We start from the raw sequence: 23884 nt of genomic DNA, 5'->3' as shown, positions 1-23884 counted from the left end.
TCTGTACTGAGTACTGCACAGCCGCAACCACCAGTGCTCCTGCCGCTATATGGCCCGACATGGTGGCTCCAGGCATCAGGTGGCTGAGGCTCAGCAGGGCCTGCTGCTGCGCGCTGAGGTCAGCCTGTCAGGTGGTCTCGTGGCTCTGCCCTGTTGGGCCAGGCTGGCCTGCTGTCTGTGGCCGGCAGGCTTGCCAGACCAGGTCGGCTGGCTGTACCTCTTAGCTGGCTGGGCCGGTTGGCAGGCTGGGGCCAGTTAAAACAAAGGGCCCGGACTTGTGGTCCGGGCCCCTGTGCCATGACGGCTTGCAGATATCCAAAATCAGACAGTGAGAGCCGATTCCGGTATCAGATCTGAGTTATCAGATCATGTGCAGACCGTTGATAAGTGGCAGCTGCTTATTGTAGAAGTCCTTGATCAGGTTCTTGACGAGCTTGCGCTGCTCTTCTGGCTCAGTAACTGGCTTGCCCTCGTTGTTGAGAGTGTTCTTGCCGGAGGTCAGGATTTCCATGACGTCCTTTTCCATGACATCGTGGTTCTTAGGTCTGTTGTGCTTGAGGTAAATCTGCAGCACCATCAGGGTTACCTTGCCAACGCTCAGGGCGCCCTGGGTTACAGGGGAGCTCAGGAAGGCAAGAGGAGTGTCATTGAAGTCATTGATAATGCTGATATTCAGTGACTTGCACTTTTCCTCATTGCGGGCAATGGTGTCTGCATCGCAGATAGCCGGCTCACAGTTACCGGAGAATACCAGAGCGTTAACAGCCTCGGTGATGTGCTCAATGCTGACCTTACCCTTAGTGGAGGCAGTAACCTTCTCCTTGATTTCACCAATGGTGTGTGGCTTGTGGTCAGACAGTACCTTGAGCACTGGCTCATAAACATCCTTGCGCAGTTCAGCCTTGCCAAGACGGGAATCAATTGAGTACTCAAAGTCCTCCATGGCCTTGACCAGTACTACGGACAGATTGTCGTACTCACGCTGCTGCTCGGCAGGGCCCAGGCGACGGGCACCCTTGACGAAATAGTCGGTACGGAACTGACGGTTGACGATCAGGTCACGGCAGGTCTCATAAAGAGGAGTGCCACGGAACTGAGCCAGGTATTCCTGCTGTTCGCCGGTCAGGTTGAGGCTGTCCATGAGATCGGTAGCATGGGCTGACAGTGCATACTCAAGCTTGGCAGACTGCAGCTTCTCACAGATTACAGAGTGGTGGGTAACGTCCCAGTATGAATTGAGATATTCGCCTACCAGATAGTGGAAGTCATTTTCAAAGGTCTTGTCGATACGCTTTTCAAGGCCAGGAAATACATTGGCATAGGATGGCTTGACGGCGATGAGCTGCTTGAGGGCATCCTTGACGGTAGCAAGCTTCTGCTCGGCATTCATGTGAGAGCCCAGCATGTGCTTGTTAATCTCATTCATCAGATGGCGCATAGGCTCAAATACGATAAAGCCTGGAGACACATTGTAGGAAATGTAGAATACGCCGCCAACCTTGAGATGCTTGCTGACAAAGTCGATAACAAACTGCTGGTTTTCAGGCGAAATCCAGGACCAGATGCCATGCATGCAGATAAAGTCGAACTCTGGCAGGTCATCACGGTTTGCAAACTGCTCAAAGCTGTCATCACTGAGCAGAACAGTGGTGTGAGCATTATCAGCAAAGTGACGGGCATGGCTTACCTGAACAGGATTGAAGTCATTTCCGGCCCAGCTGGTGTCAGAGGCAGCTGCGTGCATGGTGATGGATACACCCTGGCCAAAACCCAGCTCACAGGCGTTCTTAACACCGCCACCTGACATGTCCGGGAAAGCATAACCCTGAGAAGTAAAAAGATACTTTGCGTACAGAGGGTTATTCATTCTGAAGTAACCAAAGGTGTATTGCAGGTCGGTCTGATAACCCATTGACCAGTCAGCCATGATGTAAGCTCCTGTAAAAGGCATAGTCTGCCGTGCCGGACTGTAAGCACGGTGCTGTATAAATAATTCTTTAAAACGGCAGCAGGCATTACCGGGCCGTATTGTGTCCCTTTGAGGTTTAAGGGCAGGCCCTTGCTCAGGTAATGTCTGCATGTGGTAAAGGAAGACAAAACAGGGGATAGTTGATTAAGTCAGGACATGAAACCGGTGCCATGTATTACCCCTGATATCACAAAACTTCCATGTCCTACTGCTCTGACGGCTTGCAGCCTCTGCTCAGGCACCATACCTGAAGGCAGGCCGTAATAGGAGCGGCTTAAGCTATAAGGCAACTGGAGACTGCTGTCAGCATGCTTTTTCAAGCGTATAAAGCGCCCAGTTTAAGTCGTAAGTATATGAGAAAGTCATCATTTTGCAAGCATGCAAATCAGTCACGTTTAATCAGTGACAGACAGACACTGAAAATATGCCGGGCAAGCCATGCCCTTTGCTTTGCAGCGCGCATACAGTACATGTGCGGCACAGGCATTATGAATGCAGCGCAGGTAGCAGGCGAGCAGCACACAGGTATCACGCAAGCAGTGCGCATGAAGCACATACAGTACGAGTGCGGTACAGGCAGTATGCGTGCGGCGCAGGCAGCAGGCGAGCAGCACGCGGGTTGCAGAGGGATTGGCGTGGTCGTCTGGTGACAAGGGGGCAGACAGGGGCAATGAGGCGGTGGTGTTGTTGCGTTACTGCTCAGGTGTGATGTGACTGGCGGGGTAGGGAGGGTAGTGACAGCTGGGGTGGAACGTATTGGAGATGTAGAGTGAGGATGGGGAGTCTGAATGGGCACAAAGCCCATAAAAATCGCGGTTACAGGTATATGTTGTATCTATGAAAAGTGGCAAAAAATAAAAGGCCTGAGCCTTTTTGAATCCTGATGGCGGATGGAGTGAGATTCGAACTCACGGAGGACGCAAATCCTCGACGGTTTTCAAGACCGTTGCATTCAACCGCTCTGCCATCCATCCGCATCGGTTTGTGGGCACATTATACATGCTTTTAACAAGTATGCAAGACCTGGCTCACAATTTATAAAGATACGGGCCACAGGCTGACCTTGCGGCTCTGACCGGGCTCTCCTGACCGGGCTTGCCTGGGCGGGCGCCGGGCGGGCGCCGGGCGCCAGCAGCGTCGCCAGGCTGGCACGACGGTGACGGGGCGTGGATGCCTGCCTGGGGCGGTTTATGATGGCCGGAGCAGCTGGCCGGGCACAAATGCGCAGGGCAGGACCTTGCGGCCCTGCCCTGCAAAAGGCTGAGTTCAGCTGTGAGTATTACACTTTACCGCTCCGGCTGTCAGGGCCGGGGCGGCGGGGCTTCTCTTCTGGCTGTCAGTCCTTTTTCTTTGCGTCCTTAATCATCTGGTGGAGCTCCTGGATTGAGTTTACGGTAGCAAACTCATTTTCACCAATGGCTTCAACAGTAGCAAAGGCTGCGTTGATGGTGGTGCAGTAGCTTACATGGTACTGCAGAGCGCCACGACGCAGAGAGCGTGAATCCAGTACGGACTGACGGCCCTCAGTGGTGTTGATAACCCAGCTGTAGTGACCTGACTTGATGCCGTCGAGAATGTTTGGACGACCCTCAAATACCTTCTTGACGCGGGTTACTGGCAGACCTGCCTCCTCAAGAACCTTGTAGGTACCACCGGTAGCATCCATTTCAAAACCGGCAGCAGCCAGCTTGCGGCCCAGCTCGGCCAGCACAGGCTTGTCGGAATTGCGGATAGACAGCAGGACACGGCCCTTGCGGACGATCTCACTGTTGGAGGCCAGCTGTGCCTTGGCATAGGCCTCGTGGAAGGTGCGGGCGGTGCCCATAACCTCACCGGTAGAACGCATCTCAGGGCCTAAGATAGGGTCAGAACCTGGGAACTTGTGGAATGGCAGAACCACTTCCTTTACAGAGTAGTAAGGAGGAATTACCTGCTCGGTAATGCCCTGCTCAGCAAGGGATACACCGCTCATGATTCGGGCAGCGATTTTGGCCAGAGGCAGAGAGGTTACCTTGGAAACAAAAGGTACGGTACGGGCAGCGCGTGGGTTTACCTCAATGAGGTAGATTTCATCATCACGAACAGCCAGCTGTACATTCATCAGACCGCGTACGTCCAGCTCCATGGCCAGATCGCGGGTGATCTTGACAATACGCTCCTTGATTTCCTCGGACAGATGCCATGGTGGCAGTACGCAGGCAGCATCACCGGAGTGAACGCCACACTCCTCAACGTGCTCCATAATGCCGCCGATTACGACGTCCTTGCCATCGCATACAGCATCAACGTCAACCTCAATGGCGTGATCCAGGAACTTGTCGAGCAGTACCGGAGACTTGTTGGAAACCTTGACGGCCTCGTTGAAGTAACGGCGCAGATCGTCCTCGTCATAAACCACTTCCATGGCACGGCCGCCCAGTACATAGGATGGGCGTACTACCAGAGGATAGCCAATCTGCTCGGCGATGGAAACGGCCTGATTTAAGGAAATGGCAGTACCGTTCTTAGGCTGGAGCAGGTTGAGCTTCTCAACGGCTTCCTGGAAGCGCTGACGATCTTCAGCCTTGTCGATGGCATCAGGTGAGGTACCGATGATTGGTACACCGGCCTGCTCAAGCTTGCGGGCCAGCTTTAATGGAGTCTGACCGCCAAACTGAACGATAACGCCCTCAGGTTTTTCAACACGGGCAATTTCCAGAACATCTTCAAGAGTTACAGGCTCAAAATACAGACGATCGGAAATGTCATAGTCGGTAGAAACGGTCTCTGGGTTGCAGTTGACCATAATGGTCTCGAAACCGTCCTCACGTAAGGCCATGGAGGCGTGCACGCAGCAGTAGTCGAACTCGATACCCTGACCAATACGGTTAGGGCCGCCGCCTAAAATCATGATCTTGCGACGGTCGCTTGGATTGGCCTCACACTCCTGCTCATAGGTGGAGTACATATAGGCAGTAGGAGTTGAGAACTCGGCAGCACAGGTATCAACACGCTTGAAGGTTGGATAAACCTCATGCAGCCAGCGACGCTCACGAACCAGATCCTCGGTGGTGTTGAGGATTTCTGCAAGACGGGCATCGGAGAAGCCACGGGACTTGAGATCGTGCATCTCTTCGGCGTCAATGGACTTTAAGGTACGGCCTGACAGTGACTTTTCAATGTCGATGAGTTCCTTGATCTGGACCAGGAACCATGGATCGATGTTGGTGTACTCAAAGAGCTCCTCAACAGTCATTTCCATACGGAAAGCATCGGCAATGTACCAGATACGGTGAGCTCCGGCTTCCTCAAGCTCATGGAGCAGCTTGGTGCGGGCTTCCTTGTGGCTCATGTCCAGACGAGGATCAAAGCCGCTCTTGCCGGTCTCAAGACCACGCAGGGCCTTCTGCAGTGACTCCTGGAAGGTACGGCCGATAGCCATGACCTCACCTACTGACTTCATCTGAGTGGTCAGACGGTCATTGGAGTTAGGGAACTTTTCAAAGTTGAAGCGTGGAACCTTGGTGACTACATAGTCAATGGAAGGCTCGAATGAGGCAGGGGTCAGATTGCCGGTAATGTCATTGCCCAGCTCATCAAGGGTGTAGCCAACTGCAAGCTTGGCAGCTACCTTGGCAATAGGGAAACCGGTTGCCTTGGAGGCAAGGGCTGAGGAACGGGACACACGTGGGTTCATCTCAATGATGACCATGCGGCCGTCCTTAGGATTGATACCGAACTGTACGTTGGAACCGCCGGTCTCAACACCGATCTCGCGTAATACGGCCATGGAGGCGTCACGCATGATCTGGTATTCCTTGTCGGTCAGGGTCTGGGCAGGAGCAACAGTGATGGAGTCACCGGTGTGAATACCCATGGCATCGAAGTTTTCGATGGAGCAGACTATGATGCAGTTGTCCTTGCGGTCACGCACCACTTCCATCTCGAACTCTTTCCAGCCGATCAGGGATTCGTCAATGAGCAGCTCGTGAGTAGGGGAGCTCTCAAGACCCTTGGTACAGATTTCTTCAAATTCTTCAGGATTGTAGGCAATACCACCACCGGTGCCACCCATGGTGAAGGATGGACGGATGATACATGGGAAGCCTACTTCGCTCTGAACCTGCCAGGCCTCTTCAAGAGAGTGGGCAATGCCTGAACGTGGGCAGGAAAGGCCAATCTTCTTCATGGCCTCATCAAAGCGCTCACGGTTCTCGGCCTTGTCGATGGTGTCGGCATTGGCACCGATCATCTCAACGCCGTACTTCTCCAGTACACCATGACGCTCCAGATCAAGGGCGCAGTTAAGTGCAGTCTGACCACCCATGGTAGGCAGAACAGCATCAGGACGCTCCTTTTCAATAATGCGCTCAACTACACGCCAGTCGATAGGCTCAATGTAGGTTGAATCAGCAATATTAGGGTCGGTCATAATGGTAGCCGGATTGGAGTTGACCAGAATGACGCGGTAGCCCTCTTCACGTAAGGCACGACAGGCCTGGGTACCGGAGTAGTCGAACTCACAGGCCTGACCGATAACGATTGGGCCTGCGCCCAGAATCAGAATGCTCTTTATGTCAGTACGCTTTGGCATTTACTTCTCCAGTCCTTTACTTGTGATTTTGACGCATCAGCTCGATGAAGTGATCAAAAAGTGGCTTTGGATCGTGCGGACCTGGACTGGCCTCAGGGTGACCCTGGAAGCTGAATGCAGGTACGTCCAGACGCTCGATACCCTGGAGGGAACCGTCGAACAGGGAGAAGTGGGTTGCCTTGACATTGTCAGGCAGGGTGTCCTTATCAACGCAGAAGCCGTGGTTCTGAGAGGTGATATAGACAGTATTGGTGGCAGTATCACGTACCGGATGGTTGGCACCATGGTGGCCAAACTTCATCTTGATGGTACGGGCGCCTGAGGCAAGACCAAGCAGCTGGTGGCCAAGGCAGATGCCAAATAAAGGAATCTTGTGCTCAATAAAGGTCTTAATAGCCTCAATGGCGTAGGTACATGGCTCAGGATCGCCAGGACCGTTAGACAGGAAAACGCCATCAGGATTGAGCTTGAGGACATCATCAGCAGGGGTTGTGGCAGGTACTACAGTCAGGCGGCAGCCACGCTGAGCCAGCATACGCAGGATGTTGATCTTGACGCCAAAGTCATAGACCACAACATTAAATGGCAAAGAGGCAGGGTCCTGCTTTGCATAGCCTGAACCAAGGGTCCACTCGCCATCGGTCCACTCATAGATCTTGTCGGTGGTAACAACCTTTGCCAGATCCTGACCCTTCATGGAAGGGCAGTCCTGGGCCATTTTTACGGCCTGCTCTGGAGTGATGGAAGGATCAGTGGTCAGACAGCCGTTCTGGGCACCCTTTTCACGGAGGATACGGGTAAGCATACGGGTGTCGATACCGCTGATGCCTGGCTTACCATACTTGGCCAGAAAGTCGCTCAGGGAGATTTCGCTGCGGAAGTTGGAGGCTACAGGGGAAAGGTCACGAACAATCAGACCCTGAACACAGACCTTGTCAGATTCCATGTCCTCGGAGTTGATGCCGTAGTTGCCGATGTGAGGATAGGTGAGGGTAACCATCTGACCGGTGTAGGAAGGGTCGGTAAGAATTTCCTGATAGCCAGTCATTGAAGTGTTGAAAACGACTTCGCCAGTTAGGGTGACACCTGAGGCACCAAAGGCTTTGCCTTTGAATACAGTGCCATCAGCGAGTGCAAGGATTGCGGTACTTGCCACAAATACCTCCAATAATTCGAGCTGATAAAACCGACTTGACGGAGAGTGCTGTCAGCATGAACGGACAAGGTTATCAAACCTGATACGGTGCGGTGCATTGAAGTGCAGCGCAGTGCGCAGCCTTATGCGCATCATGGTCCTGCAGGCCCCGGGACAGCAGCCTGAAAAAGTTATGGTAAAAGCAGGCTGATTAAAGGGTGTAACATCGTCAGCAATAAGCGCCATTTGCGAGCAAAAACACGATTTGCATGCAGCATAAACGGGCTAGATGCTGTTACAACTAACCAGATAAAGGGGATGGCCAGGGTCAATGGATTTTATAGGGGCGGGAGCTTAATCTTATCTCCTCGGCCCTTAACTTCTGTTTGACTGGAGCTCAGCATTTACTGAGCTGTAAGCAATTTAATTCAGAAGCGCGACAGCTGCATACTGAGCTTTGCCCTGCAGGGCAAATCATGATAACTGTCTGCAATATCCATTGAGAGCTTTGATTAAGCCTGTAATGATGGCTGCAGGAAGCCGATACTCTCAGAAAAACGCCAGAGTCACATCAGAGATCAATATTAGATGCTGCCAGGTGACGGGAGCTGGATAATCTTTGAGTTCATGTGCTGAAAAAACACGACAGCCAAAGTCACGGTTATTTTAGCGAAATTCGTCACAAAATCAAGCAAGCAGCGGCCCAAATCATGCCATGGCCGCCCGCTTTAAGCTACTATTGATCTCTTTTTCCGTTCCGCCCCGTCATTGTGCTCCGCCACTGCCAAATTACAGCCCCTGACAAACTGACAGGCCCATGCCATACCCCGCAAGATCAACCTCAGTGCTGCCACCTTACAGCTCAGCCTGCCAGCCAGAACACGTCCATGCAGCACCGCATGCCAGCCAGAAAACGGCCAGCCTGGCAACTGTGCTGCATTCCATAACAGGGCAAGGCAAGCTGCTCTGCCATCCAGAAAACGGCCAGCGAGTCAGCACCGCATGCCACCAAGAAAACGGCCAGCCTTTGGGCATAGCCTAATTTCCCTGAGCTCAACAGCTGATACGTATGACAGTCAAGTTCGTCTAGCCCACAGTTCTTACGGCCAGAGCCTCCATCCAGTCAGACTTTACTGAAACAGCCAGTGTCCATTGCCCTTGCTGTCTGCCATGAGGCAGACAGTTGAGGCACGCGCTTGCGTGAGCTGACGGGGCGGCTGTCTTTATCGTCCTGAACCAGCTGGACGAAGACAGGCACCTTGCACCTGATCTTCACAGGCTTCAGCAGCTGGGCAGGATGGCCGTATTTATCAGGCAGGGTGCGGCTTACAGCAAAAGGGGCGAGAGCCGCTGCAGCATCACTCCTCGAGTATGTTGTTCAGGAAGGTAAAGAAGTCTGGAGCCAGTTCCTCCATATTGTCGATTACGGCCAGGCGGATGCAGTCAGCTTCGGCCTGTTCCATAACCTTATCACAGTCATCGTCCAGCTCGTCGTCATCACAGTCAGTATCATCATCGTACTCGTCGTCATCATCCTCTTCATAAAGCTCATCAGTTATGTCAAAGAGGATCTCGTGATCAATCTGGCAGACAGGGCAGCTGTACTGGTCTGGCATATTCTCAAGGTCAATGAAGAGAATGAGGCTGTGCTCCTCGTCCCAGGCAAAAGGCAGAAAGCCTGCTTTTACCAGGGCTGGATTCCATGCATTCTTAAGTCCTGCAAAAGGCTTTGACACAGGGTGTCTGCCAACAGGGTCATCAAAATAATGATGGTAGACAGTGAAATAGGCAATCAGGCATTCAGGAGGGTTGCATCCTGTCTCTGAGAACATGCTGAGAACGTCTTTTTCACTGACAGTGGATTCTATGAGCTTCCATTGCTTCCATTCATCCTTGCTGTCAGGATCAAGCCACATGGCCTTATCCTTTTCTTCAAGCGGCAGCTTCAGGGCTCCCTCAAAAGAGGCAGCTTCTTTTTCGTACATGCGCTCAAAGAAGTTGCGCATAAAGTCGCGGCTGTTCTTAGCTTCTTCCATAATTGCCTCCCATAAATCAAAGCTGTATGCATCCTGTTAGCGAACTGCCTGGCGCCAGCAAAAGAGCATGCATTCAGTCACCGTCCTGCCCGCTGACATCAAAAGCACGGGCATCCTGTTACTGTCGTGCCGGGCGCAATCAAAAGCACGGACAGTCTGTTATCGTCCTACCGGGCACAATCAACAGCACGGGCAGTCTGTTACCGTCGTGCCTGGCGCAGCAAAATCCCAGGCAGCCTTTGCAAAGGCCGGGACATTTAGATCCAGTATGCCCGGCTGCATCATGTCTGAAAAGTACTTATCGGCTGTCCAATTCAGTAGTACCAGCACAGATGGCGTGTCCGCAGAATTTACTATGGATTCTGTTTGTTCTGCCAGCCATAAGTCCGGCAGGGCCACGCATGAAGAGGGCAGTCGGAAGTGAAATTTACTGCCGTACAGCCTGGGCTCCATTTGGTGTCCTTTGTCAAAGCTCTATGAGCCTCGTGGGCACAGATGGCAGATGCTGGTACAGAGAGCAGATGCGGGCGCCGCTGCAGGCATATGCCTGGTTGCTTATGACAGAGGGGCTTACCGAAACCGGTAAGGCAGCTTAAGCTAAACTCCTTTGCCTGTCAGTTAGCGGGTGTTGGCAGCTCCAAAGGCTGGTGCTACAGCCCGATCAGGCAGTATCTGAAGCTGTCGGGCTGGCAATATTGTGTCTGAAAAAGGCTTATAAAAGCCAATTGTTAAAAAATCTTCAAATTTTTGAAAAAAGTGCTTGCGTTGATGGATTATTTTAGTAAAATAGCACCCCGTCAGTTCGCAACAGCGAATGTGACAGGAAGTTGAAAGGGCAACCGTATGGGTTGTTAGCTCAGCGGTAGAGCAGTGGACTTTTAATCCATTGGTCGAGGGTTCGATCCCCTCACAACCCACCATCGACTTCTTGCTGTCTTGTCTGGGTCGTTAGCTCAGCTGGTAGAGCAGCGGACTCTTAATCCGTTGGTCGCGGGTTCGATCCCCTCACGACCCACCATTCAAGTCAGCCAATCCCATACGTGGGTCGTTAGCTCAGCTGGTAGAGCAGCGGACTCTTAATCCGTTGGTCGCGGGTTCGATCCCCTCACGACCCACCACGTTATGGATGCTTAGCTCAGTCTGGTTAGAGCATCTGCCTTACAAGCAGAGGGTCATAGGTTCGAGTCCTATAGCATCCACCATTTCAAAAAAGAAATCCTAATGGGTCGTTAGCTCAGCTGGTAGAGCAGCGGACTCTTAATCCGTTGGTCGCGGGTTCGATCCCCTCACGACCCACCATTATGGATGCTTAGCTCAGTCTGGTTAGAGCATCTGCCTTACAAGCAGAGGGTCATAGGTTCGAGTCCTATAGCATCCACCATTTCTTTGGGAACCGCAAGGTTCTTTTCTTTTATCTGTATGTTGTATCTATGTAATACCGTTAAATCAGGTAAAAATCAGGAATCTTGTCAATCCATGCCTCAATCTTGCCGCCACATGGCATCCCGCCCTGAACATCACTCAGGTCCCGTCCGGGCCTGTCCAGTCCTGGCCAGTCCTCCCGCTGCCCTGCCATCCTGCCGCGATCGCGGCTGCCTTTCCTTCCTGGACCTGACAACGGCCACAGTAATCAACTGGCTTTGATCCTGAGCCTGAACCTGACCTTTTTCCAGACCGCCGATCGAGCCTGGTGTGAACTTTAAGCCATGGCTGCAGACCTTTGCATAAGGGCCAGGCCATCGGGCCTGCTGTGCTGCAGCAGCATGGCCCTGTTGGCATTGATGGTCCGGGCAGGCTGAAATGGCTTTTGCGGGCATGGGGCATGTGCCTGACTTAGCTGCACGAGGCGTGCGGCCGGTCAGGCGCGGGTCTGTCAGCCTCGGGTTTTGCCAAAGACCTCAACTACATTGCCATCGGGGTCCAGGCAGCGAAAACAGCTCATGCCGCTCTTGCCCCATGGGGCCGGGGTGCTGAGGATCTTGACTCCGGATGAACTCAGGCGGCTGAAGCTCAGATCCAGATCGGCCACCTCAATGTAGATTAAAGAGCGCAGACCCAGCCAGTCGTCCATACCGGCCTTGCGGCTCAGATAGTCGCTGCTTACCAGCACCAGACCCTGCTCAAAGGATACGGTGCCTGCATTTTTCTTCTTAACCCTCAGACCAAGAGCGTCGCGGTAGAAGGCAAGGGACCTGTCAAGTGAGGCTGCAGTGAGCTTGAAGCCGGCCTTAAGGCAGACAGGAGCCGGGCTGACAGCGCCGTCAGGCCGCTCCTGCTGCAGGGGCGGCATCTGCTGTTGTGCTTGTGGCTGCGCTGCCGGGACAGCCACAGCGGCTGACATGCCCGGCGCTGTGGCAGCATCAGCGCCGCCGACAATATGGTTGCCGGCCACAGTCTGATTGCCTCTCTCTGAGGGGCTCTGTCCTGGCAGCTGGCCAGCTGACTGCTCCGGGCGGAGTTCACTGTTGTGGCTGTTGCTGACTGTTGCAGGGCTGACTGCATGGCCTGCGCTCTGCGCCGAGCCGGACTCGATGCCGGGCTCGGGGGCTGGCTGAGGTGCTGGATCGACCTTTATCAGTATGTTGATGTACATAGACTGGCCGTCAGCTGTGACAAGCGCGCAGGTAAGTCTCTGTCTGGCAGGGTTAAAGGCATGGCCGGTGAAGAATGCTGCATGAGCTGTGCGGCCGTCAGGAAGCATGACCTCACCAATGCTTATGCCCTTGTCCTCACCATTTTCCTGATGGCCCTGGTAATGAGCTTCTGTCAGCGGCAGTGAGTCTGATGGTCCCGGGTACTGGCTGAACAGCCATTTCTTCCACTGGGCAAGCTTCTTTTCTGATGGTACTTCAGCGTTCGGGCTTAAGGTGTAGAGGGCGGGGCCGGCCGGTTCAAGGGGATCTGAGGAAGCTTGTGCAAGCTTGAGGGCATAAGCGCAAAGACAGGCCTCATCCTGAATATGGCTGCGTACCTGCGCAAGCCAGGCGCTGCCTTTCATGCAGCCGAGCAGTCCGCCGCACATTGAGGCTATGGTGTCGGTATCCGAGCCTCGGGCAAAGGCCGCGCTTATCACTCCTTCAACCGGCTGGTGCTGCCATGACTGAGCAAGGTATATGGCAGCTGCTGCGGCTACTGTTCCGGCGCCTTTAATCGCCGGGTCAAAGCAGTGCAGTGCGGTCATGACCTGCATGTCCTTCTCATGACCGGCACCGCCCTTAGCCATGCTCTGTGCAGCAATGGTCAGGTATTGTCTGAGGCTGTCTATGGCCTCGCCCCACTTGCCCATCCAGTCGTAGGAGCAGCCGTCAACTCCGGCCGTCCAGTCCTCAGGAAGAACTCCTCTGTCAGGCAGCATTGACCACTGAGCGATATTGCTGAGCATAATGTCAGCTATGTTGATCGGAGCGGAGCTGCCGGGACTGGCACCAGTGGCGGACAGGTCGAGCTGGTAGTGCTGCCCTGCACTGACGGTATTGATGCTGTGTCTTATCATCAGCCACAGAGCGTATCCATAGGCCAGGGCACCTGCAAGGGCCACAGGGTGGCCATGGGTGGTGATACCGTCGATAAAGATGCGCTCAGCCGTCAGCCTGAAATCGCTGCGAAATCCCCTGATGACATGAGGCAATACCCTCATGGCAACGCCATTGCCGCCGGCCATGAAGTAATCTTCACGGCTCTCAGGCGGCAGGCTCTGACTCCATGGTGCCTGTCCTGCTGCCCAGGCCTTGATGGACCTTTTGGTGGCGCCGCCGCCACCTCTTTCATACATGGCCCAGAAAGGCAGTTCCCTGGTGGTGCTGTGCTCAAACCAGCGCTCACCCATCAGCAGGGAGCGGCTGACACACATAATCATCTGGGTATCATCAGAGCAGGTGCCCGGCTTCATGCTTTCGCGGTACCGGTAAGCGCCATAACTGCCAATTCTCTGCCAGGAGCGCAGCATGAAGCGCGGGATGCTGTCATCGGCGTCTACCTTGTTGCGGCCGGCTCTTTCCCAGGGCCAGCCCAGAGCATCGCCATATGCAGCTCCCAGCATGGAGCCGATGGCCATATCTTCGACATTAATTTCCATTGGCAGCTCACTCATATCTCAAGCCCGTCCCGTTCAAACCATTGCCCTGCCAGGATGCTGCCCCGGCCGGCCCGGCCATGCCATGCCCGGGCCGGACAGCGGCGGAAGCCGCTGCAGCCATGGCGGACGTGGCGGCCGTATGGCCGGGGACAGCATCATTAAGGGCGGGGGCATGTCAGCTCTTGAAGAGCTTCATTTCAGGTTTTGCGGAGTTTTTGATGGCATTGGTCATGGCGACCTTGTCGTAAAACTCAGGGCAGACATACATTGGACACTCAAGCTCTACCTTGAGAATCTTCAGCCTGGTCAGTTCCATCAGGGCCTGTTTTTCACTTTGAAAAACAATGCCTGTGATGTCAGAGGACGATATCTGACCCTGGACCATGACCTCAGCCTGAATGTTGGTCGGGACCTCGTGCATGTGGCGGGAGCCGCGTCTTACAGTGTTGGGGCCGGGCGGACTTACGTCATAAAGTGAGTCAAAGCCCTCGACACCGGAGCATACATATGCGCCGCCGCCGGTTGCGGCATTGCACGGACAGAAACGGCTGCTCTCAAGCCAGATATAGTCAGGCCTGATCAGCAGAACGGCCCAGTCCTTGAACAGAATCTCGCGGCCACGGGCTGTGGTGAAGTAGAAGACATTGGGATATTCAATGCTGCAGCAGATCAGATCTTCATGACGGTCATAGCGGTTCTCATCGCTGGCATTGAAAGGCATTCTGAACTTCTTGAGCGTATTGGTAGCCTGCAGTCCTGACTGGTCGCCAAAGATGTGGGCAAGATTGCGCGACTGGGTGAAGTGACACAGCCTGGTAATCCCGCGTTCTTCAACCAGATCACGTACCTCGACATCAATGTCGGCGCTGTCCAGAGTATTCACATCAGCAATCATACCGAGCCCTCCTGATACAGTGACTGGTCATCAGGCATCATGGCCGTAAGATTGTCCACAAACATAATATGCAGCTCCTCTCTGGCTCTGGTCACAGCTACGTACAGAGTCTTGTACTCCTTGATCATGCGGCTGAATGCATACTTGTCATCTTCAGTGACAGTGCGGGGATCGCTGAAAAAGCCGGCATCCATGTAAGGTAGCACTACCACGTCAAACTCCAGACCCTTGGCCGAGTGTATGGTGGAAACATAGATGCCCGGATTATCAGGAGTCATCTTGTCGTTACCGCCATTGGCAATGGTCTGGGATCCGAAAATGCTGTTCTTGACCTCATACATCTGCTTGCGGGTCGATACCAGAATGCCGATACGCTGCTTGCGGGTGTTGAACCTGTCTGTAATGTCCCTGAGCATGTTCATGCGGCTGTCGAACCTGGAACACTTGTACAGGAAAGGCTTCTGGCCATGACCATGAGGAGTGCTGCTGTCACTGAGGTTCTTGTCAGGGCTGTCCTCATCTTCGTAACTTTCAGCAAGGGTACGGGCAAGGTTGAAGATCTCGGCAGTGTTGCGGTAGTTTTCAGTCAGGCGCCATACCTTCTTGATGTTAAGACCGGCCTTCTTCCAGCTGATGCGCGGACCGTAGATCTGCTGAGCTTCATCGACGAAAAAGGTCAGTGAGCCCGGCTTCTTATTTGACTGGGCAGAGTCAGGGCTGTTGCTGTCAGCGTCTGTGCTGTCGGCCGGATCAGAGTCGTCCAGATCATAAGAATCGTCATCAGCATCTATCTTAACATCGCCGTCCTCGTAGCTTACAGCCTCAGTAATGCCCAGACCACCGCAGGCACTGCCCAGGGCCCGTATCAGGCACAGAGGCAGGTCCTGTCCCTCATCGATAATCACATGACGATAAGGGAAGGATATCTTTCCGGCCTCAAGCTCTCTGCACCAGTCGACAACCACCAGATTCCAGTCATAGTCAAAGCCGCTCTTACGGAGAAGTTTGAGGTAGCTCTCCATCACCTGATACATGTAAGGTCTCTGGGCACGCAGCAGGACATGACGGCCACGGCCGATACGCTCGGCTTCAACATACTCATCTACCGAGCTGATGCCCATGCGCAGTATCCACTCAATCTCGTCCTTGAAGAACTCAAGAGGGCGCCTGAAGAGGCTGACCTCGCTGTTTTCAGCCATGACTTCGGCTACTGCCTTTGAGATGAGCTCATCGCCATCTTTTGCTGACGGGTATTTGAAGGAACGCTTGCCCTTGAGGCGGCACAGGTCAGCCACTATCAGCCTGTGATAGTTGGCAGCCGTTACACCATGCCGCCCCGGAACACTCAGACCCTGCTGTCTGATGTAGCCTTCAATGCTGGAGCACAGTGATTTGTTGTAGGTCAGTATCAAAGTGCGGCCGCTGTGCTCAAGACCAGGCTCAGTCATAAACTGTGCCCTTAACAGAGCCATGGTTGTCTTGCCGCTGCCGGCTACACCCTGTACAACCGAGTGGCCGGTTACCGGCAGGTAGAGCACCTCTCTTTGCCTTTTGAGTGGCCGGATAAAGCCACTGCCGTGTAATGAGTTCATATCATCTCTCTGATGTCGTGATTGAGCCTGGCACCCTGTCACAGCCAGGCTGCCCGACGCACTGCGCGCGCGGGCATAAGCCTGCAGCCATGCAGCTGATGCGGCTGCTGCAGCTGCCGCCTGAGCGGCGGCCCTGCCTCATATTAACCTGTGGCCCTGCATCATATGCAGAGCTTTGAGCGGTGCCAGAGCTGTCTTTACGTTGTGATTTCTTCTTACTTTCCTGATGCAAATGGTTGCTTGCCTGCAATTGAGGCAAGGAGGCATTGTGATGTGGGGTTGCTGTGTTGAGGCTTAGCGGTATCGGGTCAGAGTCGGGCTGATGCCCCTGTTGATCTTATTGAGCAGGGGATAGGTGACGTAGAACATATGCTCGATGTAGATGGGGATATTGGTTCTTATGTTGTTTGTCGCGAGGCTTTCAATGGCCCGGTCAGCATCCTTTTGACTCTGGAAAACCATTCCTGTGATATCTGATACTGCAATTCTTTCAGCAATCAGGGCCTCGGCCTGGATATCAGTAGGAGCACAGACCAGCTGTCTGTCAGGTCGGGTAATCTCTGAGCCTGCAGACTTGTCAGCAAACATGGCTCTGAAAGCAGTCGGGCCTTTTGATATGTACTTGCCTTTGCCACGGGAGGCGTTGCAGGGACTGAGCAGAGTTGAGGCTCTCCACAGGTAAGACGGATTAATAAGCAGGACCACCCAGTCATCAGGGCTGCGCTCACGGGCTTTGGCAAAGAAGAAGGCATTGGGAAACTCAATGGAGCAGCAGACACACTCAGGATGGCCTTCCCAGCGGGAGTTATCGCATGGAGTGTAGCTGAGCCCTGTACTGTTCATGTAGCTTATGGGCAGCAGGCCCATGTTACCCTTGAGAATGCCGATGAGATTACTGCACCTGGTAAAGTGACAGAGCTTTGTAATGCCCCTTTGCAGGGCATCTTCTTTGACCTGTTTGTAGATGTAAATAACATTACTGGCAGGCTGAGCTGGAGCCGTGCCTGCAGTGCCCCCGGCAGCGTTACCGGAGGCAGTACCGGCATCTGGATGAGCCGGTGCAGCAGGTTGTCTTCGTGGCGGTGACATCTGTGCATTGGCAGCAGGCTTTGCATTGTTGGCCTGTTTTGGCTGCAGTTGCAACTGTGGTGTCTGTGTGGACGGTGTCGGCCGGGAAAGTGGCCTTGCAGCAGCCTTCTGATTTACCAGTCCTGATCCAGCCTGTGAGTGTAAGTATGGATTGCCGTACTTGCGTGAGCTGCGGCCTGATTTTTTGTTGGACGCCTCATTAAGGTATCCAACCAACCATAAAAGGCCAAAAACAATAATGAGCCAGAACACAATCGTCACCTCTCATTTGAACAAATTTGTCTGCCGGGCAGATCGGCAGGTATTCATTCATTCATTCAGTGAAAGCATAAGTGACATACAGGTATCAGCTGGCAGAGAAAGCTGATATCTCTGTACGGACAGGCACAGGCATCATAAAGGCAGAATTCAGACCGTATCCTGTGGATGCTTGATGTTGCTCACTATGATTCAGGTTTGCACCGTCATTTATACAGTATTTGGGGGATTATGACCATGCATTTTGTCGGCTATGAGTGCTGTCTTAACCCATAAGTTGCCAGCGAATGACAAAAATGTGAGCCAGCGCAACGCCTGGCCAGGCTATGAAAACAAAAAAGCCGTCTGTACTGGAGACAGGACGGCTTTTGAGTATGGCCAGCTGCGGTGCAGCATGCAGCCTGCCTGCAGCCACTGGCATTTGATGCAGGCAGGGCGGTCGGTGCGCGGGCGCCGCTCAGGGAGCCCGGTGGCTGCAGAATGGCAAGGCGCCATGGCGCATGGCCTTGATGGCCTGCGCTTCAGGACTAACGTGCTGCTGGTGGAGTGGTGTTGTTGTTGCCCTGAACGATCTTCATGGCGGAGCTGATGAGGCTGGTCATGTCACCCAGGTTGGCAGGTACAATCAGGGTGTTGTTGGTACGGGCCATTTCACTGAAGGCCTGAACGTACTTCTCGGCCACCTGCAGGTTAACGGCAGTCATGCCACCCTTGGCCTCTGTGGCCTCGGCAACTTTGCGGATAGCTTCAGCAGTGGCGGTAGCAATGGCCAGAGTAGCGGCAGCCTGACCTTCGGCCATATTGATTTCAGCCTGCTTTTCACCTTCGGAGCGGGCAATGGCAGCCTGCTTTTCACCGGTAGCAAGATTGATCTGCTCCTGCTTGCGGCCCTCAGACTCGGCGATCAGAGCACGCTTTTCACGCTCGGCGGTAATCTGCTGCTGCATGGCCTGCAGAATAACAGCCGGAGGAGTCAGATCCTTGATTTCATAACGCAGTACCTTTACACCCCAGTTAAGAGCAGCATCATCAATGGCTGATACTACTTCGGAGTTGATGACGTCACGCTCTTCAAAGGTCTTGTCCAGCTCCATGCGGCCGATGACCGAACGCAGGGTGGTCTGAGCCAGCTGGGTAATGGCGATGACATAGTTGGAGGTACCATAGCTGGCACGCATAGGGTCAGTTACCTGGAAGAAGAGCACGCCGTCTACACTAAGCTGAGTGTTGTCACGGGTGATACATACCTGAGCCGGGGTATCCAGAGGAATTTCCTTGAGGGAGTGGCGGTAGGCCACGTTGTCAATGAAAGGAATTATGAAGTTCAGACCAGGGTTGAGTACGGTGTTGAACTTGCCAAGACGCTCAACTACCCAGGCTGACTGCTGAGGTACTACCTTAATACCTTTGTAGGCAAAGACAACAGCCAAAAATACAAAAACTATGGCAAAAACCAGCGGTGCGGAAATGATGTCGAAAATGGTCATTTTTGTTAAAGGATCGAGTCACGCAGATACCAGTTTTTACTGACCACAGCAGGGCAGTAACAGCATTCTGCAAAGACAATTTCCATCTCCTGATAAGTTAATGTTGACTATTCTGCTGACAAGGACCATGGCATGACTTTCACCATGGATCCTGATTCATGGCCCCGGACACATAAATGGCATGCCATGCAATACCATGCAAAGCCTTGTATGGGAACACCCAGGATATACAGGCATTGCCCAGGGGGTAAGTAAGCGCTGTTATCTGTCCTGACGTTCAGCGCTGCTGGAGTCCTGTGCTGATAGTGCAATGTCTAATTCGGGACGTCTGAGGATGCTGCTTTAGATTGCCCCTGTGGCTGATCAGTGTTGGCGCTTTGTAAATCTGAAGATAAAGTGTCTGATTTGTTCTGTGAAGGATATTCACATACTTTCTGACCAAGGATGAGCTGAGTGCCGTTGACTGCACTGATGATCCATATGCCGGCACTTACCGGGCCTTCAGAGGCAAAGGCCTCCCACTGAGCGCCTCTGTAAGTTACGCGTGCGGAGCCATCTTCCCTGATGCTGGCAGGCTGTACGGTAACTCTCTGACCAATGTCCAGCACGTTATTGCTTTTGTCTCTGGAGGTACGCAGTTTTTTGCGCAGCACGAATGAAAGAGATGCTGCAATAATGGTGACAATACCCGCTGTCATGGCCTGAGCGGTAAAGGTACCATCCATCCATGCAGCAATGCCTCCGGCCAGGGCTCCAAGAGCCAGAGCCATAAGGTAAAAGCTCATGATATTGATCTCTATAATGATCAGGATCAGAGCTGTAACAAACCATGCAATATAGATTGAGCTCATAACCACACTCCTCTAATTAAAACCCCGTGGTCACATGTCTGCATTAAGGGGAGCTAACCACAAAGCTCCATCGGCCATTGTGTTCTTCATACTGCCACTGAATCTTTCCAGCTCTCTGTCAGGGCCATCATGCACATGCAGATATGCTGCCGCCTGCCAGTGCTCAGTGCAGTATGGCTGCGACCAGCCTGAATTCACTGCAGTATGCCATATGACAGCCAGTGCTCACTGCAGTCTGGCGGTGTCCTGGCTGTAAACACTTCAGTCTTTGTGCAGCCTGCTGGTATCTCACTGCGCTGTTGCTGCATGACCATAATAACGTATGTATCCTGAGGCTTGCCACAGCAAGGCTTACTGTCTGTTTCTGGATTTCTTTACGGCGTTCATAGTAATAAAAAAAGGAACTATGAACATGAATACCATGATTGGCACGGCCTCCTCAATGTTAAAGTTGCCGAGTATCAACATCAGTACGCCCATAGTCCAGAACAGAATCAGAGGCAGGAATCTGTTGTCCTTTTTACTTCCTGAAGATCCTTTTGCCATGCCCTGAACATTGCCTGCCATATTGTTACCGGCAGATCCGCCGGCCTGACCATGCACAGCACCAGTTAATGCAGCTTGCTGCCGGGCATTATTGCTGCGTCTTTGCACCGGATTCTTCTGCCCTTTAATGCCGGTCAAATTTCCCGACCCGCCTGAGGCTGGCGCGCCTGCCTGTGCTGAATTACTCTTGGCCGTGCCCCTGGGGCCACTGCGGTCAGCCTGGAGTGCCTTAGGGGCGCTTGCGCTGTTGTGAGAGTAAAAGGAGCTGTCCTTGCGGCTGAAATTGCTTTCATTGCGCTCAAATGAGCGGTCCTTGCTTTTAAAGCGCTCTGAGCCTTTGAATGAGCTGCTGGCACGATTGAAATTTGAATCCCTGGTGTGCAGGACTGGCTGCTTGCGACTGAATCTGTTCTGACCGGCTGAAAAGTCTACATTGTGAGCACAGGATCCGCTGGTAAGACTGTTGTTTGCTTTGCGGGCACTGGAGCTAATCTCCTGCATTGTGTTTTCATGCTGTTTGCGAATACTGCGCATGCTTCTGGCATTGGATCGGGAACCGGCCATATCTCCATTGAGCTTTTGCTCGGCAGCAGCTTTATTAATAGCAGCATTATGAGCTGACAGACTGTGTATTTCGTCAATGAATTTTACGAAGTCGCCATTTTCCGGTTCAAAAAGGGCATTTGTTTTCACTGCCGTCTCCTTTGCTCAACATGATGACTGTTCAAATTAACAATAGCACAGTATCTGCCACTGATATCGCAACGGCCAGTAAAACATTATCAGGTAAGTCTTAGCATCAGCCGGCGCTGCTCACGATGACATATTTCATCATATAAATGAACCATGAAGTCTGCAACTATATAACGGTACTGTAAGCAGGTCCTGGTTGCAGGATTTCAGAAAAGGCGAGAGCGTACCTTTATATGGGGGGACATTGGAATGACAGGAGCTGCTCGCCTGGGTGGGAGCTTTGGATGGGCAGGAGCGGGGCGGCAGGATAGGAGCTGGACAGTAGGGGGAGGGCTTTGGATGGGCAGGAGCTGGGAGACAGGGTGAGGGCTTTAGATGGGCAGGGGCTGGGCGGCAGGGTGGAGGTTTTAGTGTTTTCAGTGTTTTTTCAGAGTTATTGCATTTATCTTCATTAATGGGAGGCGGGAGCGCAGGCCGTCTGGAAATAAATTTTATATGGCTCAGGGAGGGCATAGATAAGCAAAAGGGGGATGGAAAAGGCGTGGGGTCGGGATTTTCAGGGGGTAGCTGCCAAAACTGTGATCTTTGTGCTTGCAAAATCTGAAAAATTACTTTGTCGGTTATGCGTCATATATCAGTCTTTTTGATATAATCTGCCAAATTTTAGTTAAGGAGGCATTTATGCTGCGCATCGTTGAAGAAGCCCTGACCTTTGATGATCTTTTATTAGTACCAGCACACTCTACAGTGTTGCCAAATACTGCTGATTTAAGCACTTATTTAACCTCCAACATCAAGATCAACATCCCGATGATTTCATCGGCTATGGATACCGTTACCGAGTCCAATCTGGCTATTGCCCTGGCTCAGGAAGGCGGTATCGGCTTCATTCACAAGAACATGCCTGTCGATCGTCAGGCCGAAGAGGTTCTGCGCGTCAAGCGTTTTGAAAGCGGCATGGTTACCAAGCCTGTAACCATTACTCCTGATGCTACTCTGGCTGATGTCCGCTCCCTGACCTCCAAGTACGGCTTTGCCGGCTTCCCTGTAGTTGATGAAGCCAGCAACCTCATGGGTATTATCACTGGCCGTGATGTACGTTTCCTTACCGACCTGAGCTTGAAGGTGGCTCAGATCATGACTCCTAAGGAGCGTCTGGTTACTGTGCGCGAGAACACCCCACGTGAGGAAGTGGTAGAGCTCATGCAGAAGAACCGTATTGAAAAGGTTCTGGTAGTTGATGATGCTTTCCGCTTAAAGGGCATGATTACCGTAAAGGACTTCAACAAGGCCGCCAACAAGCCAAATGCCTGTAAGGATGCCCTGGGCCGTCTGCGCGTAGGTGCAGCTATCGGTGCCGGTCCTGGCAATGAGGAGCGTGCCCGTGCTCTGGTTGAAGCCGGTGTTGACGTATTACTGGTTGATTCCTCCCACGGTCACTCCCAGGGTGTATTAGACCGTATTTCCTACTTACGTAAGACCTATCCTGATCTGCCTATTATTGGCGGTAACGTTGCTACCGCTGCCGGTGCCCTGGCTCTTGCCGAGGCCGGTGTCAGCGCTGTCAAGGTAGGTATTGGTCCAGGCTCTATCTGTACTACCCGTATGGTTACCGGCTGTGGCGTCCCTCAGATGACTGCAATTTCCAATGCTGTTGAAGCCTTAAAGGGTACTGATATCAAGGTTATTGCTGACGGCGGTATCCGTTACTCAGGTGATATTGCCAAGGCTCTGGCTGCCGGTGCCAACTGCGTCATGGTAGGCTCCATGTTTGCCGGTACCGAAGAGGCTCCAGGTGAGATTGAAATCTACCAGGGCCGTTCTTACAAGTCCTATCGTGGCATGGGTTCTCTTGGCGCCATGTCCAAGGGTTCTGCTGACCGTTACTTCCAGACTGACAATGCTGCTGACAAGCTGGTTCCAGAGGGTATTGAAGGCCGCGTTGCCTACAAGGGTGCCCTGCGTGGCATTATCCACCAGCAGATGGGCGGCCTGCGTTCAGCCATGGGTCTGACCGGCTGTGCCACCATCGATGATCTGCGTACCAAAGCTCAGTTCGTCCGCATTACCGGTGCCGGTATGCGCGAGTCCCACGTACACGACGTAACCATCACCAAAGAGGCTCCAAACTACCAGAGCCAGTAATCACAGCATGCTCATGATGCTCAGAATGCTCACAGACTGCAGTAACGGCTGCAGTCGTTGAGAAGCTCTGAGCACAGAGATCTGGTCCATGGCAGCAGTATTAACGGTGGCTGCCGGGCCTGATGCTCAATCCGGCAATTACAGGTTTCTCCTGTAATTGTCTCTGCCTGCAAGGTAAAAGTCAGGACATTACCGTAGCAGGCACAGAGCATGACAGTTCAGTAAGGCTGGCCTCCTTAACTAAAAATCGGCCCTGCTGACCTGAGGAGCCCCGACAGGGATATACCCTGCCGGGGCTTCGTGTATTCAGGTGCGGCAACAGCACTGCTGCCGGAGCAGGCAGCCATGCAGGCAGCCATGCAGGCAGCCATGCAGGCAGCCGCAGGGCTGGCTGCAGGCCATTGAGATGTCCAGCAGGGCGGCCTTGCTGCCATTGTGCCTGGTTGCATACGGGTTGGGGGCAGCTGCCTGCCTGTCTTATATGGCAGCCTTAGGGGACTGGCAGGGAAAATCAGATAAATTGCCCCTGTTTCGTGCCGC

At 53.1% G+C, this 23884-nt stretch carries 12 protein-coding genes and 7 tRNA genes; 7 read left to right on the top strand and 12 right to left on the bottom strand.

Annotated features, from left to right (window positions below; genetic code table 11):
* Positions 1–361: 361 nt before the first annotated feature.
* The 5 genes from MXE39_RS02010 to MXE39_RS01990 form a co-directional block, all read right to left on the bottom strand.
* Positions 362–1927, bottom strand: a complete 1566-nt coding sequence (locus tag MXE39_RS02010) for a class I SAM-dependent methyltransferase (RefSeq protein WP_246976725.1) — start codon at positions 1925–1927, stop codon at positions 362–364.
* Positions 1928–2853: 926 nt separating this feature from the next.
* Positions 2854–2943 (bottom strand) — tRNA-Ser (locus MXE39_RS02005).
* A 362-nt stretch (positions 2944–3305) separates the two neighbouring features.
* On the bottom strand, positions 3306–6542 hold the full coding sequence (gene carB, locus MXE39_RS02000) for a carbamoyl-phosphate synthase large subunit (RefSeq protein WP_246976727.1): 3237 nt from the start codon (positions 6540–6542) through the stop codon (positions 3306–3308).
* A gap of 16 nt (positions 6543–6558) precedes the next feature.
* On the bottom strand, positions 6559–7698 hold the full coding sequence (gene carA / locus MXE39_RS01995) for a glutamine-hydrolyzing carbamoyl-phosphate synthase small subunit (protein WP_246976730.1): 1140 nt from the start codon (positions 7696–7698) through the stop codon (positions 6559–6561).
* Positions 7699–9035: 1337 nt separating this feature from the next.
* Entirely contained in the window at positions 9036–9713 is a 678-nt protein-coding gene (locus MXE39_RS01990) for a hypothetical protein (RefSeq protein ID WP_246976734.1), read from the bottom strand.
* A gap of 845 nt (positions 9714–10558) precedes the next feature.
* Here MXE39_RS01990 and MXE39_RS01985 point away from each other — a divergent pair.
* The 6 genes from MXE39_RS01985 to MXE39_RS01960 all read left to right on the top strand — a co-directional run bounded on the left by MXE39_RS01985 (position 10559) and on the right by MXE39_RS01960 (position 11094).
* Positions 10559–10633, top strand: a tRNA-Lys gene (locus MXE39_RS01985).
* 22 nt (positions 10634–10655) lie between these two features.
* Positions 10656–10731: transfer RNA gene (locus MXE39_RS01980), tRNA-Lys, on the top strand.
* Between the two features lie 24 nt (positions 10732–10755).
* Positions 10756–10831, top strand: a tRNA-Lys gene (locus MXE39_RS01975).
* A 6-nt stretch (positions 10832–10837) separates the two neighbouring features.
* Positions 10838–10915: transfer RNA gene (locus MXE39_RS01970), tRNA-Val, on the top strand.
* Positions 10916–10936: 21 nt separating this feature from the next.
* A tRNA-Lys gene (locus tag MXE39_RS01965) sits at positions 10937–11012 on the top strand.
* A 4-nt stretch (positions 11013–11016) separates the two neighbouring features.
* Positions 11017–11094, top strand: a tRNA-Val gene (locus MXE39_RS01960).
* Between the two features lie 492 nt (positions 11095–11586).
* Here the strand turns inward: MXE39_RS01960 and MXE39_RS01955 are convergent.
* The 7 genes from MXE39_RS01955 to MXE39_RS01925 form a co-directional block, all read right to left on the bottom strand.
* The gene (locus tag MXE39_RS01955) at positions 11587–13803 is read right to left on the bottom strand and encodes an ADP-ribosylglycohydrolase family protein (RefSeq protein ID WP_246976737.1); all 2217 of its coding nucleotides are present in this window, start codon (positions 13801–13803) and stop codon (positions 11587–11589) included.
* A gap of 160 nt (positions 13804–13963) precedes the next feature.
* Positions 13964–14683: a DarT ssDNA thymidine ADP-ribosyltransferase family protein gene (locus tag MXE39_RS01950; protein ID WP_246976740.1), complete on the bottom strand. Its 720-nt coding sequence runs from the start codon at positions 14681–14683 to the stop codon at positions 13964–13966.
* Positions 14680–16275 carry a 3'-5' exonuclease gene (locus tag MXE39_RS01945; protein WP_246976743.1) on the bottom strand — a complete coding sequence of 532 codons (1596 nt, stop codon included), beginning with the start codon at positions 16273–16275 and terminating at the stop codon, positions 14680–14682. Before MXE39_RS01945 ends, MXE39_RS01950 begins: the two co-directional genes overlap by 4 nt.
* Positions 16276–16569: 294 nt before the next feature.
* Positions 16570–17364: a DarT ssDNA thymidine ADP-ribosyltransferase family protein gene (locus MXE39_RS01940; protein ID WP_246976746.1), complete on the bottom strand. Its 795-nt coding sequence runs from the start codon at positions 17362–17364 to the stop codon at positions 16570–16572.
* A gap of 785 nt (positions 17365–18149) precedes the next feature.
* Positions 18150–19109: an SPFH domain-containing protein gene (locus MXE39_RS01935; RefSeq protein WP_246976748.1), complete on the bottom strand. Its 960-nt coding sequence runs from the start codon at positions 19107–19109 to the stop codon at positions 18150–18152.
* Between the two features lie 314 nt (positions 19110–19423).
* Positions 19424–19960, bottom strand: a complete 537-nt coding sequence (locus MXE39_RS01930) for an NfeD family protein (RefSeq protein WP_246976751.1) — start codon at positions 19958–19960, stop codon at positions 19424–19426.
* A gap of 351 nt (positions 19961–20311) precedes the next feature.
* Positions 20312–21199 (bottom strand): hypothetical protein, encoded by an 888-nt coding sequence (locus MXE39_RS01925; RefSeq protein ID WP_246976753.1) that lies wholly within the window; start codon positions 21197–21199, stop codon positions 20312–20314.
* Positions 21200–21880: 681 nt separating this feature from the next.
* Between MXE39_RS01925 and guaB the strand changes: the two genes are divergently transcribed.
* Positions 21881–23344 (top strand): IMP dehydrogenase, encoded by a 1464-nt coding sequence (gene guaB / locus MXE39_RS01920; RefSeq protein ID WP_246976756.1) that lies wholly within the window; start codon positions 21881–21883, stop codon positions 23342–23344.
* The last annotated feature ends 540 nt before the right edge of the window (positions 23345–23884 follow it).

Source organism: Anaerobiospirillum sp. NML120511 (assembly GCF_023050955.1).
Classification (GTDB): domain Bacteria; phylum Pseudomonadota; class Gammaproteobacteria; order Enterobacterales; family Succinivibrionaceae; genus Anaerobiospirillum.
Note: the sequence above shows the minus strand (reverse complement) of the source record. Positions and strands in the feature narration are given on the sequence as shown.